12 protein-coding genes and 3 pseudogenes are annotated in these 14,847 nt (G+C 67.9%); 2 read left to right on the top strand and 13 right to left on the bottom strand.

The window, feature by feature from the left end:
• Positions 1-91: 91 nt before the first annotated feature.
• The 3 genes from G6048_RS15710 to G6048_RS15700 form a co-directional block, all read right to left on the bottom strand.
• A complete protein-coding gene (locus tag G6048_RS15710) occupies positions 92-1,627 on the bottom strand; it encodes a carboxylesterase/lipase family protein (protein ID WP_165340153.1) in 1,536 nt (511 codons plus the stop codon).
• Positions 1,617-2,288, bottom strand: a complete 672-nt coding sequence (locus G6048_RS15705) for a TetR/AcrR family transcriptional regulator (protein WP_235989909.1) — start codon at positions 2,286-2,288, stop codon at positions 1,617-1,619. The genes G6048_RS15710 and G6048_RS15705 overlap by 11 nt, the downstream gene beginning before the upstream one ends.
• A 208-nt stretch (positions 2,289-2,496) precedes the next feature.
• A complete protein-coding gene (locus G6048_RS15700) occupies positions 2,497-2,826 on the bottom strand; it encodes a helix-turn-helix domain-containing protein (protein WP_165340152.1) in 330 nt (109 codons plus the stop codon).
• A 1,018-nt stretch (positions 2,827-3,844) separates the two neighbouring features.
• Between G6048_RS15700 and G6048_RS15695 the strand changes: the two are divergent.
• Positions 3,845-4,075: pseudogene (locus G6048_RS15695) on the top strand (threonine dehydratase); the annotation flags it as partial.
• A gap of 67 nt (positions 4,076-4,142) precedes the next feature.
• On the opposite strand, the gene G6048_RS15690 reads toward G6048_RS15695, so the two are convergent.
• The 10 genes and pseudogenes from G6048_RS15690 to G6048_RS15650 all read right to left on the bottom strand — a co-directional run.
• Positions 4,143-5,111: an electron transfer flavoprotein subunit alpha/FixB family protein gene (locus G6048_RS15690; protein WP_165340151.1), complete on the bottom strand. Its 969-nt coding sequence runs from the start codon at positions 5,109-5,111 to the stop codon at positions 4,143-4,145.
• Positions 5,112-5,143: 32 nt separating this feature from the next.
• The gene (locus G6048_RS15685) at positions 5,144-5,923 is read right to left on the bottom strand and encodes an electron transfer flavoprotein subunit beta/FixA family protein (protein ID WP_206341638.1); all 780 of its coding nucleotides are present in this window, start codon (positions 5,921-5,923) and stop codon (positions 5,144-5,146) included.
• A gap of 54 nt (positions 5,924-5,977) precedes the next feature.
• Entirely contained in the window at positions 5,978-7,015 is a 1,038-nt protein-coding gene (locus G6048_RS15680; protein ID WP_165340149.1) for an amidohydrolase family protein, read from the bottom strand.
• Positions 7,016-7,471: 456 nt separating this feature from the next.
• Positions 7,472-7,954, bottom strand: a complete 483-nt coding sequence (locus G6048_RS15675) for an MMPL family transporter (protein WP_165340148.1) — start codon at positions 7,952-7,954, stop codon at positions 7,472-7,474.
• A gap of 46 nt (positions 7,955-8,000) precedes the next feature.
• The gene (locus G6048_RS15670) at positions 8,001-9,614 is read right to left on the bottom strand and encodes a CocE/NonD family hydrolase (protein WP_165340147.1); all 1,614 of its coding nucleotides are present in this window, start codon (positions 9,612-9,614) and stop codon (positions 8,001-8,003) included.
• Positions 9,611-9,907: a TetR-like C-terminal domain-containing protein gene (locus G6048_RS49550; RefSeq protein ID WP_235989908.1), complete on the bottom strand. Its 297-nt coding sequence runs from the start codon at positions 9,905-9,907 to the stop codon at positions 9,611-9,613. The genes G6048_RS15670 and G6048_RS49550 overlap by 4 nt, the downstream gene beginning before the upstream one ends.
• Before the next feature lie 159 nt (positions 9,908-10,066).
• A pseudogene (locus G6048_RS49545) lies at positions 10,067-10,111 on the bottom strand (hypothetical protein); the annotation flags it as partial.
• A gap of 118 nt (positions 10,112-10,229) precedes the next feature.
• Positions 10,230-10,463 carry a cellulose binding domain-containing protein gene (locus G6048_RS15660; RefSeq protein ID WP_328826077.1) on the bottom strand — a complete coding sequence of 78 codons (234 nt, stop codon included), beginning with the start codon at positions 10,461-10,463 and terminating at the stop codon, positions 10,230-10,232.
• 151 nt (positions 10,464-10,614) lie between these two features.
• Positions 10,615-12,870: an ATP-binding SpoIIE family protein phosphatase gene (locus tag G6048_RS15655; protein WP_165340146.1), complete on the bottom strand. Its 2,256-nt coding sequence runs from the start codon at positions 12,868-12,870 to the stop codon at positions 10,615-10,617.
• Between the two features lie 113 nt (positions 12,871-12,983).
• Positions 12,984-13,187, bottom strand: a pseudogene (locus tag G6048_RS15650) (hypothetical protein); the annotation flags it as partial.
• A 582-nt stretch (positions 13,188-13,769) separates the two neighbouring features.
• On the opposite strand from G6048_RS15650, the gene G6048_RS15645 reads away from it, so the two are divergent.
• Positions 13,770-14,834: a DODA-type extradiol aromatic ring-opening family dioxygenase gene (locus tag G6048_RS15645; RefSeq protein ID WP_165340145.1), complete on the top strand. Its 1,065-nt coding sequence runs from the start codon at positions 13,770-13,772 to the stop codon at positions 14,832-14,834.
• Positions 14,835-14,847 lie beyond the last annotated feature (13 nt).

The raw sequence follows: 14,847 nt of genomic DNA, 5'->3' as shown, positions 1-14,847 counted from the left end.
GGCCACACACCTGGGTTTCTGATGGCCACCAGCCTGGACACCCAACGGCCACCCACCTGGGCATCTCAATGACCGTTGACATTAGGTACGGTTACTGCAGCAGTGGCAGTGGCGCCATGTCGTCGTGCTCCCAGAGCTGTCGCGAGCTTTCCTCGGGGTAGGCGGCGACGGTGGGTACTGCGTCGAAAAGTTGGGTCAGCCGGTGTTCGGTGTCGAAGGTGGGCCACCCGGGATCTGCGTGGATGGCGAATGCGATCCATGCCGAGCGCATATGCGCGGATACCGCCACGGTCTCAGCCGATGGCACCGGGCCGCCCAACAGCATCTGACCGAATCCGCTGTCGAAGTCGCCGAAGACCAACGGCTGGTCGAGGCCGTGACATGCGCCGAGTAGGCCCCCGGCGCCAGGGGAGGCCCAAGTCAGCTCGTAGAAGCGGGTTCGTCCGCCGCCGGTCGCGTGGGCTTCGGCCAGCCGGAGGGTGGGCATGCGGAAGAGCCAGTCGGACTGGACCCGTTCCCAGAGTCGATCTGCAGTGGCCTCCGGGAAGGCCGCACGGTAGGCCTTCTCGGCGTTCGAGCCGGGGCCGAAGACGTCGAGCACTCGGGCCGCTTCCTGATCGTCAATCGTGCCCAGTTTCCCGGACGTGACCAGGAAGAGTTGGTACTCGTCGCGGGTGTGCCCGGCGATTAGCTCGATATCGCGCCCGGCGCCTGCTGCCAATGCCCTGTAGGGGGTAGCTGGGAGCACCTCGCCGTCCACAGTCGGGGCGAAGAAGGTGAGGTGCGCGGCCATCGGACCCCACCTGTCGAGGTGCTGGTGCTGGGTCGCGGCGGTCTCCTCGCCGGCCTTGGCCAGGTCGTTCGGTTCCACCGTGGACAGGTCGGCGACGGTGGGGCGCCGGCCTCGTTGGCGGGCGATGGCGGTGGTGATGTCGGTGGCCAGCTCGGGTGTGAGGAAGGGGCCGCCGAAGCTCTGTGCGATGGCCCTGTGGAAGAGCCCGGCCGCGGCAGGCATGGCCATCAGGGTGCCGACGGAGCTGCCGCCGGCAGATTCGCCGAACACGGTGACGCGGTCGGGGTTGCCGCCGAACGTGGCGATGTTGTCCTGTACCCATTGCAGGGCGGCGATCTGGTCGAGGAGGCCGCGGTTGGGTGGGGCGCCCTCAATGGCGGCGAAGCCTTCGATGCCGAGCCGGTAGTTGAGGCTGACCAGCACCAGGTTGCCCTCCCGGGCGATCCGGGGGTTGGCGAGTGCGTCTGCGCCAGAACCCAATTTGTAGGCCCCGCCGTGGATCCACACCATCACCGGAAGGCCTGCGGCCCGATCCGGGGCTGGCGTCCACACGTTCAGTGTCAGCCAGTCCCCGCCGGTCGACTTCGGTCGCTCGCCGCCGCCGCCGAGGTTGAGATGCCGGAAGCCGGCGTAGTCCTGCGGCGCCGGTGAGCCAAAGGCGACGGTCTCGCGCACACCGTCCCAGCGTGGTGCGGGCTGGGGCGCGGCGAACCGCGCTTCGCCGACGGGTGGTGCGGCGTAGGGGATGCCCCGGAAGACAGCGAGTTCGTCCTCCCAGCGCCCGCGCACGGTCCCTGCGGTGGTGCGTACCTCGGGTTGCACCTCAGTTGCCATCGTCTGCTCCTTTGAAGGTTGCGGATGTCGGTCGGCCCTGCGGGAGCACCATCGACGCGATGTGCACCAGCCGGCTGGTGAACTCGTGTGGATCGAGTGGATCCGGGTCCTCGACCACCCACGCGCGGACGAAGTCACCCCAGCCCCCGGTGAGGAACGCAGCGATGTCTTCGGTCGTGCGCTCGTCGATCTGCCTGCCGTAGGTGTCGCACACCGCTTGGCGGTTGACCGGGAGGAAGAGGCTGTTCAACGCCTTGCTCATGGCGAAGCCGCAGGGACTCGTGTACAGGGCTCGATAGAACCGCCGATGGCTGGCCATGTGTTCGGCCAGCGCTAGTGCCTTGGCGGACACGGCGCCTTCGGATGACCAGTCCTCGGTGATGCGGGGCAGCAACTCCCGGCGCGCGAGGTCGAGCGCGGCCTCCAGCAACAGCGTCTCGCGGTCGTGGAACTGCTGGTACACCAGCCGCCGGCTCACGTCCGCGGTGTCGGCGATCTCCGCGACGGGCACATCAGCAGTGCCCCGCTCGCTCACGAGCGTCACTGCGGCCGCCATGAGCACGGCCCGGGATCGGCGAACGCGGCGATCCCGGGCAGGCGGCAGCGTGGGGGACTCAAGCATCATGACCAAAGTATTGCGCAGGTGCGCAAGAATTCGCAAGCGTTACGTATCTGAAGGGCGCGCGACACTAGACGTCGCTGGGCGCGGAACGCCTCGTCACCCATCGCCCGACGGCAACGAGGCGGGACGGGACACAGCCGTGCTTCGGCGGCCATCGTCTCGCCCACTACTGCGCGGACGGCGGCGACGAGCTGATGCCGGGCAGCCGCCAAGTCCGACGCTCGCGCCTGTGCGGTCGCCGGTGAGTTCAAAGACGGCCGGGGCGACGGACCACCGAGCGGCGGGGCGTGACCGGCGCCGGGCCAGCGTCTCCCCCACCACTGGGCTTGCGGACCGGGGTGTTGACGACCTCGGGCTTGATCAGGTCGTTTGGTGTGCAGTCCAGGATGTCGCAGAGCGCGACGAGGATGTCCATGCTCAGGCGCTGCGGCGGCCGGGTCACCAGCCGGTACACCTGCTCACGGGGCAGCACGACGCCACGCTCGGCCAGCCGCGGCACGAGATCCGAGGTTTGGAACATGCCTTGCTCGGCCATCCGGTGCCGCAGCTGCCACCAGTAGCCCATCTTCTTGATCACGGTGGGAGCTCGGCGTTGGTGTGCTCGACGCAGATCCGGTCCGAGCACTGGCGGCGCCTGGCCTCCTGCCAGATGTACTTGTCGCCGTCGCACGCCTCGTCCGCGGGCTTCTTCGGCGGTGCACTGACCTGGTCGGGGAACTCCTTGGCCAGCCCCTGGTACCGGAGTCGACCTGGGCCCTGACCGTGGGATGGTGCGGAACTGCTCGGCGATGCCCTCGGTGCGCAAGGCGGTCTTTTCGTGCATGCGGCCCTGGCCGCAGCTGAACGTGGTGGTCTTGATGGTGTTCTGCCTGCGCTTGACGGAGACGAACGCCCGGTGGCCGTGATCCGTAACGCTGTGCCTTTGGGGGGCAGCCTGCTGCCAAGGAAAGGCCCGTGTTTGGGAGGGCGTTTTCATGCGTCGGCTTCTGCCTCTTCGTCCGCACTAGTTTCGTCCTCGATCAGCCCGTACGGCGGACGGTCCTCGTTGCGGCTGTAGCGCACCACCACGCTGCTTCCGCTGGTGCGAGATCTCGGCTCTCGGGCGCGTGTCATGAGCGCACCCCGGCCCTGCCAAGGGGGGAGCGGCTGCTGGTAGAAGTCACCGTCGCCAAGACCACGACCAGCCTGCGTCCTCGCACGTGTTCTTCAACGAGGCGGTCGGTGCCTGCTGGGAGGCGGCCACCGCCGGCAGCACAGACGGACGCGGAACCCGCATGGTGTACCACCTCAACCGCTTCCGCGCCCGGGCCGGGCGCTCTGGTTCTCGCCCGCGAGGGGATCTTGAGCTGGTCGCCGCAACTCCGGTCGACTGGTACTGCGTCGGTGGTCCAAGGGAAGATGCCCCGCTTCCTGCGGGGAAATGCAGGTGCAAGGCCGGCCCGGCGCTCGGATACGTACCCGCCCCCGCGATGTGCGGGGCAGGGTTCGTGCGTTGCACGTCGTCGCCGTCGACGCCGTTCGGGGCGGCATCCGGCGCCTGCGCGCCGCACCCCGCGCGGTAGGGCGACGGTCAGGTAGGACAAGCTCAGCGGTATGAGAACGACGCCGTCCTGGTCCAGGAGCCGTCGATCATCTCCGGTATGCGGATGCTCCTTGACCACGCCGGCCTCGTCGTCGAACCTTCGGCCACGCTCGGCATCGCAGCGATCCTCGAAGACCGCGACCGCTTCGCCGGCCGACACGTTCTCACCATCGTGTGCGGCAGCAACGTCGACGTAGACGCCTACCACCGCTGGGTCGGCACAGCTCCCATCCACAGGTCTTGACAATTGCACCCCTCTCGCAGGGAACCGATACAGGGCACTTCACCGCCGGGCTCGTAGCACCCGCACGTCAGCTCTTCCGTGCCTTGATCTGGGCGGTCAGTTGGGGCAGCACATCGAACAGGTCACCCACGACACCGAAGTCGCTGAGGTCGAAGATCGGTGCTTCCGGATCCTTGTTCACCGCGACGATGGTCTTGGACGTCTGCATACCCGCGCGATGCTGAATCGCCCCAGAGATGCCGTTGGCGATGTACAGCTGCGGCGAGACCTGCTTCCCGGTCTGGCCCACCTGGTTGCTGTGCGGATACCAGCCGGCGTCCACCGCAGCTCGCGAGGCACCGACGGCCGCGCCCAGCGAGTCGGCGAGTTCCTCCACGACCGAGAAGCCCTCGGCGGCCCCGACACCACGGCCGCCGGAGACAATCATCGCCGCCTCCGTCAGCTCCGGGCGGCCGGACGACACTCGCGCCACACGCGAGACGACCTTGGTACCAGTGGCAGCCGCGGAGAAGGTCACGGAGACGTTCTCCACCGTACCTTCGGCAGGTGCCGGTTCCGGACTGGTCGCATTGGGCTTGACCGTGATGACCGGGGTCCCTTCGGTCACCGTGGAGGTCACCTGGTAGGAGGCGGCGAACACCGATTGAGTGGCGATCGGGCCCCTTTCCCCGGCATGCACATTGATCGCGTCTGTGATGATGCCGGAGTTCAGGCGCAGTGCCACTCGCGCGGCGATCTCCTTGCCTTCACCACTGGAAGTGACGAGAAGGGCGACAGCATCGGCAGCCCGGGCGATCTGCGCCAGCGCGTCGACCTTGGGGACGACGTGGTAGTCGGCGAATTGCGCCGCGTCTGCGACGTACACCTTCACCGCGCCGTACTCGGCGGCCTTGGCCCGGATGCTGTCGGCGGCCTCGCCGGCTCCGAGGACTACGGCGGACGGCTCGCCGATACGACGGGCCAGTGTCAGCAGTTCGAGGGCCGGCTTGCGAACGCGACCGTCCGCGTGCTCGACCAGGACGAGAACCTCACCCATTGATCTACTCTCCTGAATCTCGTGGGGCCGGCTCAGATGAACTTCTGGGACGCCAGAAACTCCGCGAGGCGGGTTCCTCCGTCGCCGTCGTCCTTGACGACCGACCCCGCGGTCCGCGGCGGACGGGCGGTGGCGGTGTCGACGGCCGTCCAGGAGCCTGCCAGGCCCACGGTGGCGGCGTCGATGCCGAGGTCGTCCAGGTCGAGGTACTCCACCGGCTTCTTCTTGGCGGCCATGATGCCCTTGAAAGAGGGGTAACGAGCCTCGCCCGAGCGGTCGGTCACCGACACCACCGCCGGCAACTCCGCCTGGAGCCGCTCCGTAGCGGTGTCGCCGTCCCGCAGACCGCTGACGACGCCGTCATCGACGGCCACCTCCGAGAGCAGAGTGACCTGGGGGACGCCCAGCCGCTCGGCAAGCAGCGCCGGGAGGACGCCCATGCCGCCGTCGGTCGAGGCCATACCGCAGACGACCAGGTCGAAGCCGACGTGCTGGACGAGCTCGGCCAGGACGGACGAGGTACCGAAAACGTCGGTGCCGTGAAGGTCTTCGTCGTCCGTGTGGACGGCCCTGTCCGCCCCCATGGAAAGGGCTTTGCGCAACGCGTCCTTGGCGTCGGCCGGCCCCATCGTGACAACAATGACCTCGGCGTCCCCGTGCGACTCGGAGATCTGCAGTGCCTGTTCCACCGCGTACTCGTCGAGCTCCGAGAGAAGCCCGTCCACGGCGTCCCGGTCAGTCGTCATGTCCTCGGTGAACCGCCGGTCACCCGTCGCATCCGGCACGTACTTCACGAGGGTGAGGATCTTCATGCTCACGCGCTTTTTCTCCTTGCTCGGTCGTCTCCGGCCTGCGGTGCATCGGGCTCACAGACCCAGGAATTCGAGGGCGTTGCGGCCAAGGACACGTGCCGTCTCGGACTCGCTGAGCACGTTCTGCTCGGCTGCCCCGGTGACGGTGGTCAGGGCGGTCTCCAACGGTGCCGTCAGGAAGGGATGATCGGTGCCGAGCATCAGGTGGTCGGCACCCACACGCTCGGCCACCAGTCGCAGATGCTCCGGGTCGAAGACCAACGCGTCCGCCCACAACGAGCCAACCAGCCGGTTGAGTTGGGCGGTGCGCTCGGGATCGGGGCCGCCCCGCAGGAGCGCGTCCCCGTACGCCGTACGCGGATACGTCCAGGGGAACGCGCCGCAACCGTGTGCCAGGGCGACCCGCAGTTCCGGAAACTCCTCCAGCACCCCGCCGAAGACCAGCGCGGTCGCCGCCAGAGCGGTGTCCGTCAGCATGCCGACACCGAACGAGTACATCGGCTCCGCACGGCGTACCGCGTGCGCGACGTCCGTAGGATGGACGAAGAGTGGCACCCCCGCCTCCTGCGCCGCCGCGAAGAACGGCCTGAGCACCGGAGCATCCAGCTCCAGATCACCGATGCGGGTGCCGATCTCCACTCCGTCCAGCCGCAGCTCCTGCTTGACGCGCAGCATTTCGGTGATGGCCGCGTCGACATCCTGCAGAGGTACGGCACCCAGACCGCGCAGCCGGCCCCCCGACGCGGACACGGCCTCGGCGAACAGGTCGTTCTGCCGGCGCAGGAACTCCGCGGCGTCCTTGCCCTCCGCCCACATCGACAAGGTCACCGGCACCGGCGAGATCACCTGCATGTCGACGCCTGCCGCATCCAGCTCGGCCAGCCGGGCCTGCATGTCCCACAGCGCGGGCTTCACACGCCGAAAGACCTCGGTGCCGCGCATGATCCGCCCCGCCCCGCCGCCCTCGTCGATGGCCAGGAACGGCCAACGCGGATCGTCAGCCACCCGAGTCGGCGGACGCAGCGCGGACGGGAAGTAATGAGCGTGGATATCGACGACCGGGTGACCGTGAGCGGCCGGAAGATCAGGCATGCCCGCTATGTTCCCGCCCCCCCGGACACCACGCCAACAAGCGGTTCCGGGCAGTAGAACTCCCCGTCGCCGCGGGGTCCCGAACGCACTCGTCCGGCCACCCGACGCCGGGTACAAAGGAAGTCTCCACCTGTTGCAACCAGCGCCGTCGCCAGACAGAGATGTGCTCTGGCGTGCCCGGGCTCCTCGACCGGACAACGGAGAGACCGGCGGTCACGGCGACGGAGCTGACATGGACCTAGGGGAGGCTGGGACTCGACGGTGGCAATCCGGTTCAGGCCGTGTCGTCGCCGAATGAGGGGCCGCTCATCTCCTGTCGATGATCGGCAGGATTAGCCGCGACGGATGGCGGCGAGACACTCCGTCGCCGTGCCCGGTCTTCGCGTGGCCGCCACAGTGCAGGTGGTGCCGCAGGTCAGACACATCGTCGGCATCAGCGCGCTCCTGTGACGCGGCCTACAGGCGCTGAAGGGCCGTCCCTGATCCGAGGCAGTCCCACGCCGACGGCCGCGTTGACCGCATGCCGACCGCGGCCAGTGAACCGGACGTTATCAGGAGCACCAGCGCGTCGATGGCGATGCTGACCGCCACCGCCTTGTCGGACGCCGACTCGTGCAGCGCATCGCCACCGATCTCCACCGTCAGGCCCCCGTCCCGGCCCTGCTGGGCTGCCTCCTGGAGCGTGTTCCTGGTGGCGTCGGTGAGCTTGTCGTGCACCACCTTGTAGTTGACGGTGGCGATGACCGTGGTGCCGTCCCGGCTGATCGTCCCTGTCTCGACAGGGTTGGTCGCGGCGGTGACCTGCGAGGAGTCGGCGGCCTTGGTCACTTTGTCCACGACGATCCCCTCGTTTCGGTCAGTGACTCGAAAACCGTGGCGCCGGGCACTGACAATCTCTGTCGCCCCAGCGCCCTGGGCGTTGTCGCGGTCGGCCGGCATCGCGGTCCGGACGGTGTCGCCGTGCCGGACCGCGTGACAGCTGTCCTCAGGCTGACCCGAGGACCGGAAGCGTGATGGCGGACGGCCGATCTGGCCCGAAGTGGACGGTCTGGTCGGCGGCGAGCAGCGTGGTGGCGGTGGCTGGAGACTCGCCGGTGCCGGGATTGCGGGTGTACCGCGGGAAAGTGCCGCTGGCGACCTGGACGCGAATGCGATGCCCGCGCCGGAAGCGGTACGCCGTCGGCCACAACGTCACGGAGACGCCCTGTGGTTCGGCGGCGTCGGTAAGGCTCACCAGGCCGTCGCACACGTTCCACGACCGGCCGTCCTGGTCGACGTCGCAGAGCCGCACGAGCACGTCGGCGTGCGGCAGGCTGCAGGAGAACCAGATCTCGGCGCTGACCTCACCGACGACCTCGACGTCCTGGTCGAGTACCGGTGTGGTGTAGGTGAGCACGTCCGGGCGGGCCTCGAGCTCGGTGTTCTCGGCCCGTCCGGCGGCGCCCACGGCCAGCCGCACGCCGCCGGCCGTCGGGGTGGGGTCGGCCGGGTCGTAGCGGTAAGTGTCCACTGAGGACTCAGCAGGTGGCTCCGAAGTCAGCGCACCCGCGGCACCGAGGTGGAAACGCTGTGGCGAGTACCCGGCCGGTGGCCAGGAGTCGAACGAGCGCCACGCGTCCTCGCCCATCACGTACAGCCGGACCGGCGCGCGGTGTGGCGGCTGGACGCCGCGGGCGTGGGCGAGACCGAAGTTCACCGCCTCCTCGATCGGCGTGCCGGTGAACTCCGCGTGCGTCCACGGGCCGACCGTCAGCCGTGCGGAACGCCCCTTCTCCTGCAGCACCTGGAAGTCGCGCAGCTGGCCGGGCAGGAAGATGTCGTACCAGCCGCCGACCGAGCTGACCGGCACGGTCACGTCGGCGACCCGGTGGCTGTGGTCGATCCCGTCCCACCGCGGGGAGGTGGCGTCGTGGGTGAGGGTGTCCTGGAAGTACGGGGAACGCTCACCGAACGCGGCGATGTCGGCCTCGGCCAGCGGAAGCGTCCACAGTGCTCGCGCGGTCTTCTTGTCCTGCGACATCTTGCGCAGCCCCGAGAGCGGACGTTCCTGGGTGCCGATCAGCACACTCCACTCGAACGACGCCTCCAGCGACATGCCGCCGGGACGCAGGGACTCCAGCGTCAGCGCGGACTCCGTCACCACCGGGATCATCGCCTTGACCTGGGGCGGCAACTGGTCGGCGACCGCCCACTGGACGTATCCGAGGTAGCTCGGGCCGTACAGCACGATCGCATCGGACCACGGCTGCGCCACCAGCCAGTCGAGGGTCGCGAGCCCGTCCGCGCGTTCCTGGCGCATCGGGTCCAACGTGCCACCGGAGCCGAACCCGCCGCGCACACTCTGGATCACCACCTGGTATCCGCGCTCGGCCAGCGGCCTGGCCAGGATCGCGCCGTACGTGCCCCGGCCGTAGGGGGTGCGGAGTAACGCGGTCGGCAGCCCGTCGCCACCGGACCGCGGCAGCCACCGGTCCGCCAGCAGCTCGACGCCGTCCGGCATCGGGATGCGCAGGTTCCGCTGGACGGTGATCCTCCGCGTCAGCGGCGGGTCGAGCTGGAGCTTGCGCTCGAGCTTGCGCAGGATCAGGCGGCTGATCATTGGTCCTCCTCGGCGAACCGGCCGATCACGTTCATCAGCCGGTCGGTGAACGTTTCCGGGTCGTGCGCGCCGTCGATGACCCAGGCCGTGACGAACGAGCCGGCTCCGCCGGTGACGAAGGCGGCGAGGTCGTCGGCGGCCTGGGTCGTGAGCCGGTGGCCGTGCATGCGCTCGATGACTCGCCGGGTGATCGGCAGGAGCAGGCTGATCAGCCCGCGGTTCAGGGCGAACGCGCAGGAACCGGTCAGCAGGGCGCGGTAGAACTTCTGGTGCCCGGCGAAGTGCCGGGCCATGGCGAGGGTGTGGGCGCACGCGTCCGCCGGCTCTGCGGTGTCGCCGAGCAGCGGCAGCAGCTCACGCCTCGCGAGATCAAGCCCTGCCTCCAGCAGCGCGGTGTCGAGGTCGCCGAAGTGCTGGTAGACGACCCGGCGGCTTACGTCCGCCGCCTCGGCGATCTCGGAGACCGTGACCGCCGTCGTGCCGCGCTCGCTGACCAGAACGAGGCCCGCAGCACGGCGGCGCGGGTGCGGCGCACCCGCGGATCGCGTGCGGGCTCGGCCTCGTACAGGTCATGCACAGATCATGCACACCTGTTACTAAGTAGTCAAGTGTTACTTATCGTCGGACTGGGCAGGAGTGGTCGTTCAGGGAGAAGACAGTGGGGTCGGGGTTGTCGAACCGGTTGTTCCCGGGGAACCCGACCACCTGCGTGCCACCGGCGGGGATCGTGGCGGACTTGGGGACGTCGGTGGCGCTCACCTCCGCGCCCGACTGCCGGCTCGTCGCGTTACACATGTTCGTCACCATCTGGCCGCGGATGAACGACCAGCGCAGCGTCCAGCCGGAGATCGTTCTTCAGCACCTCCCGTACCGCCCCAGGAGTTCGAGGTGCGGTACGGGAGCGATCGGGACCCAGTGCTCGGCAGGAGAGCCGACGATGGGTCCGCTTCCGCCGGCGGCAGTCCGGACGGCTTGCCCCGAGCAGTCCGTGCAGCCTGAGCTATGCCCGGACTGCTGCCGCCTCCGCGGAGCGATCCCCGGTGAGAAGCGATGTTTCGGCCCAGATGACCTTGCCCTCGCGGGTGTGCCGCGTGCCCCAATGACCCGCGATCTTGGCGACCAGGAGCAGTCCGCGGCCGCCCTCGTCGAAAACACGGGCCCGGCGTAGGTGCGGAGCTGTGCTACTGGAGTCGGAGACCTCGACTATGAGAGTGGACTCAAGGATCAGTCGCAGTTGAATGGGCGGCCGTCCGTACCGGATCGCGTTCGTCACCAGCTCGCTGACGATGAGCTCGGTTGCGAACGCCATCTCGACCAGACCCCAGGAGGTCAGTTGTCCGACTGCGCACGCACGGGCCTGGGCGACGATCTCCGGGTCGGAGGGGAGGTCCAGCGTGAGGACATGATCGGCATCGAGCACCCGGGTGCGGGCGACCAGAAGTGCCACGTCGTCGGGTGACCCTACGGGCCTGAGCTCCGACAGCAGCTGGTCACAGGTGTCCTCCAGCTCCGTTGAGGCCTCTTCGAGAACGTGACGCAGCAGGTCCAGGCCGGTGTCGACGTCACGAGTGCGGCTTTCGATGAGCCCATCCGTGTACAGAGCGAGCAAGCTGCCTTCTGGGAGTTGGAATTGACTCATCTCGAAGGGAAGACCGCCCAGTCCCAGTGGCGGACCGACCCGCAGCTCCGGGAAGTGCGCCCGACGGGAGACCGCGAGACCGTCGGAGACACCCGCAGGAGTGACCACCGCGGGTACAAGGTGCCCGGCACTGGCCATGGAGCACACACGGGACACAGGGTCGTACACCGCATACAGGCATGTGGCGCTGGTCTCGTCAGCGCCCTGTTCCTCCTCCTTCTGCAGGCGAATGACGACGTCGTCGAGATGCGTGAGCAGTTCGTCCGGCATCAGATCGATGTCCGCAAGGGTACGAACGGCCGTACGCAGTCGGCCCATGGTGGCTGAGGCACGCAGACCACGGCCGACCACGTCCCCGACGACCAGGGCGACACGGCCTCCGGACAGGGGAATGACGTCGTACCAGTCGCCGCCCACCTCGGCCCGGGCCTCACAGGGAAGGTAGCGGACCGCGGTCTCGACAGCCGAGTGCTGGGGCACGCGCCTTGGCAGCAAGCTGTGCTGGAGAGTCAGTGCGGTCGAACGCTCGCGGGCGAACTGGCGCGCATTGTCGATGTGGACCGCAGCTCGGGATGCGATCTCCTGAGCGAGGAGCAGATCGTCATCATCGAAGGGCGCATGTGTCTGATGGCGAACGAACTGTGCCAGCCCCAGCGGACCGTCATGGGCCCATAGCGGCGCCAGGAGGATCGAGCGAATGCGTGATGTACCCGTGTCGTTACTGTCGGCAAAGGGCCTCGCAGCCCATTCCGGCAGATCGGAGGAGGTCATGGCGTAACGCACGGGCCGGCCCTGCGCCATCGCGCACGCCGGCTCCGATCCATCAGGCAATCGATAGACCGTCCCCACGGCAGGCGGATCCGGCCTCCCTCCGGACGAGGACTTCCGGGCAACTCGATGCAGCACAAACGCTTCGGGCTCCGGGTGGGCATGGATCTGTTCCTGCAGCGCGGAGTCAAGCAGGTCGACAGTGACCAGGTCGGCAAGCTGGTCGGCGCCCACTTCTGCCAGTTCGCGAGCCGTTCGGACGGCATCGAGAGTGCCCCCTATCCGTCTGCTCGCCTCATTGATCACGAGCAGACGCCGCTGAAGTCGGCGATCGCGCGCTTCCTGGTACACCGCGACGACCTGTTCCGATGCACGGTCCACGTAGTCGAACGTCAGCTGGACCAACGCAACGCCCGCCGCGGTGCGCAGTTCCGCGTCCCGGGTGAGACGGGCCACCTCTTCCAGGGCCGTCTGGAGAGCACCGGCATGGGCGACCCGATAGGTGCGCAGGAGCTCGCTGATCGGAATCCCGCGCTCGGCGACACGTCTGGCGAACTCAACGGCGGTCGGCGGCACGGTCGCGTCCGCGACACCGCGACCACTCTCCAGCACGTCCAACATCAGAGCGACGTGCTCGTGCACCTCCAGCGCCGCCAGAGCGGCCAAATCGTCGTACTCCCAGATGGTCGGGGTGTGGATGCGCTTGCTCTCGACCACTTGGGCTGCCATTCGATCAGCTCGTCGGCGGAGACTCCGAGCAAGATCACAAAGAAAGGCATCGACATTCGTCCCCATGCTGGCAATATAGGGCAAAAATTTACATTTTGCTTTATTGCTCCTGTTTGACATCGTTGGAACTGTGGGTTGCGCGCCTACATCGATCTTTCTGCGATACCGGACCCCATGAGGCCGCAGCCCGACCACGCCGGGCCGGGCGGGTGACGGAATCCATGGGCTACCTTTCAGACGTTACGGCGGTACTGGCCGCCGACCTCGAAGAAGGCGTCGGTGATCTGCTGGAGCGAGCAGACCCGGGCGGCGTCCATGAGGACGGCGAAGACGTTGTCGCCGCTGACCGCCGCGTCCTTGAGGGCGGTCAGGGCCGTGTGCGCCGGCTCCTGGTGGCGGGCCTGAAAGTCCGGGACGCGCTTGAGCTGGCTGCGCTTCATGTCCGCCTGCACCGTGCCGCGCACGGTGTGCCGCCACCTGGTCACGGGCCGGCTTGAGGACGGACTCGTCCCTGGCGGCCAAGGCGACACGGACTCCTTCAGCGGCAAACGCCTGGGCTGCCGCCAAGCCGATTCCACGACCCCTCCTGTGACGATCGCCCGCTTGCCGCCGAGTCGAAGGTCCATCACTTTTCCTTTCGTCGTCGTGAGGCCGGGCTCACAGGCCCAGGAAATCAAGCTCGTTCGCCCGAGGACGCGGTCCGCCTGCGACTCGCCGAGGACATGCTGGTCGGCCGCTGCGGCGACGGTAGCGACTACGCCGGGCCGTAGATTTCCGTGCCCACCACCTTCCGGCCTCCCTGCGTCCGGCGGCCGGATGACCGTGCCCGGCCGGACGACCAGGCATGCCCTTATCCTGTGCACCGCCACGTACCCCGCCAACGAACGGTTCCGGGCAGTAGAACTCACCATCGGCGCAGGAGCTGCTGACAGGTAGACCGGAGTTCGAGGCCGCGCACCGCGGCCGATACGACGGAGGGGCCCTACGCCTCCCCGCATGGATCTTCGGGAGGAACGACCATGGCTGAGGTGCTTGGTCTCGGCATCACGCACTATCCGATGTTGGCGGGTGCCGACACGCATATGGCGAATCTGCTCAAGAGCACCCTGAAGGATCCCGACATCCCCGCCGACCGGAAGGACGTCCGCAACTGGCCCGAGCTCGCGCAGCGTGAATGGGGAGACGACCAGGGTGTCGCCGCTGCCGCCGCCCACCGGGCCCGGTTGCTCAGCGGTCTGACCCGCTGCCGTGAGGCACTCGACGAGTTCCGTCCGGATGTCGTCGTGGTCTGGGGCGACGACCAGTACGAGAACTTCCGCGAAGAAGTCATCCCCTCATTCTGCGTGTTGGCCTACGACGACACCGAGGTCGAGGCATTCGCCGTACTGGACATGATCAAGGTGCCGAACGCCTGGGGCCTGCCCAAGGACACCACCTACCGTATGCGTGGCCTGCCGGCCTTCGCCAAGCAGCTCGCGACGGACGTGCTCACCTCAGGGGTGGACGTCGCCTACTCCTACGAGCAGCGCAAGGGCGTCCATTTCCCGCACGCGTTCGCCAACACGCAGATCTTCCTCGACTACGAGCACGTGGGAAAGGAATTCCCGTACCCGATCGTGCCCATCGCGGTGAACTGTTACGGCGAGCACGTCATCGCCCGGCAGGGCGGCATGGCCAAGTTCGCCGACATCGAGGCCGGTGAGCAGCTCGACCCGCCGGGTCCGTCGCCGGTGCGCTGCTTCGAGCTGGGCCGGGCGGTGGCGCGTTCGGTGGCGGCCGGCGACAAGCGTGTGGCGCTGGTCGCGTCGGCGAGCTGGTCCCATGCCTTCCTCAACGACAAGGACTGGCACCTGCGCCCGGACTCCGACGCCGATATCAGGCTCTACGACGCCCTCGTCGCGGGTGACTACGACACCTGGCAGAAGGTGACCACGCGAGAGGTGGTCGACGCCGGCCAGCACGAGATGCTCAACTGGTTCTGTCTGCTGGGTGCGATGTCGGAACTCGGTCTCGAACTGCAGTGGAGCGACTTCGTCCAGACGGAGATCCTCAACTCCAACAAGGTCTTCGCGCTGTACCAGTGACGACGTTCTCGCG

Source organism: Streptomyces ureilyticus, assembly GCF_011045025.1.
GTDB lineage: Bacteria > Actinomycetota > Actinomycetes > Streptomycetales > Streptomycetaceae > Streptomyces > Streptomyces ureilyticus.
This window is presented reverse-complemented; position numbering and strand designations above follow the sequence as displayed.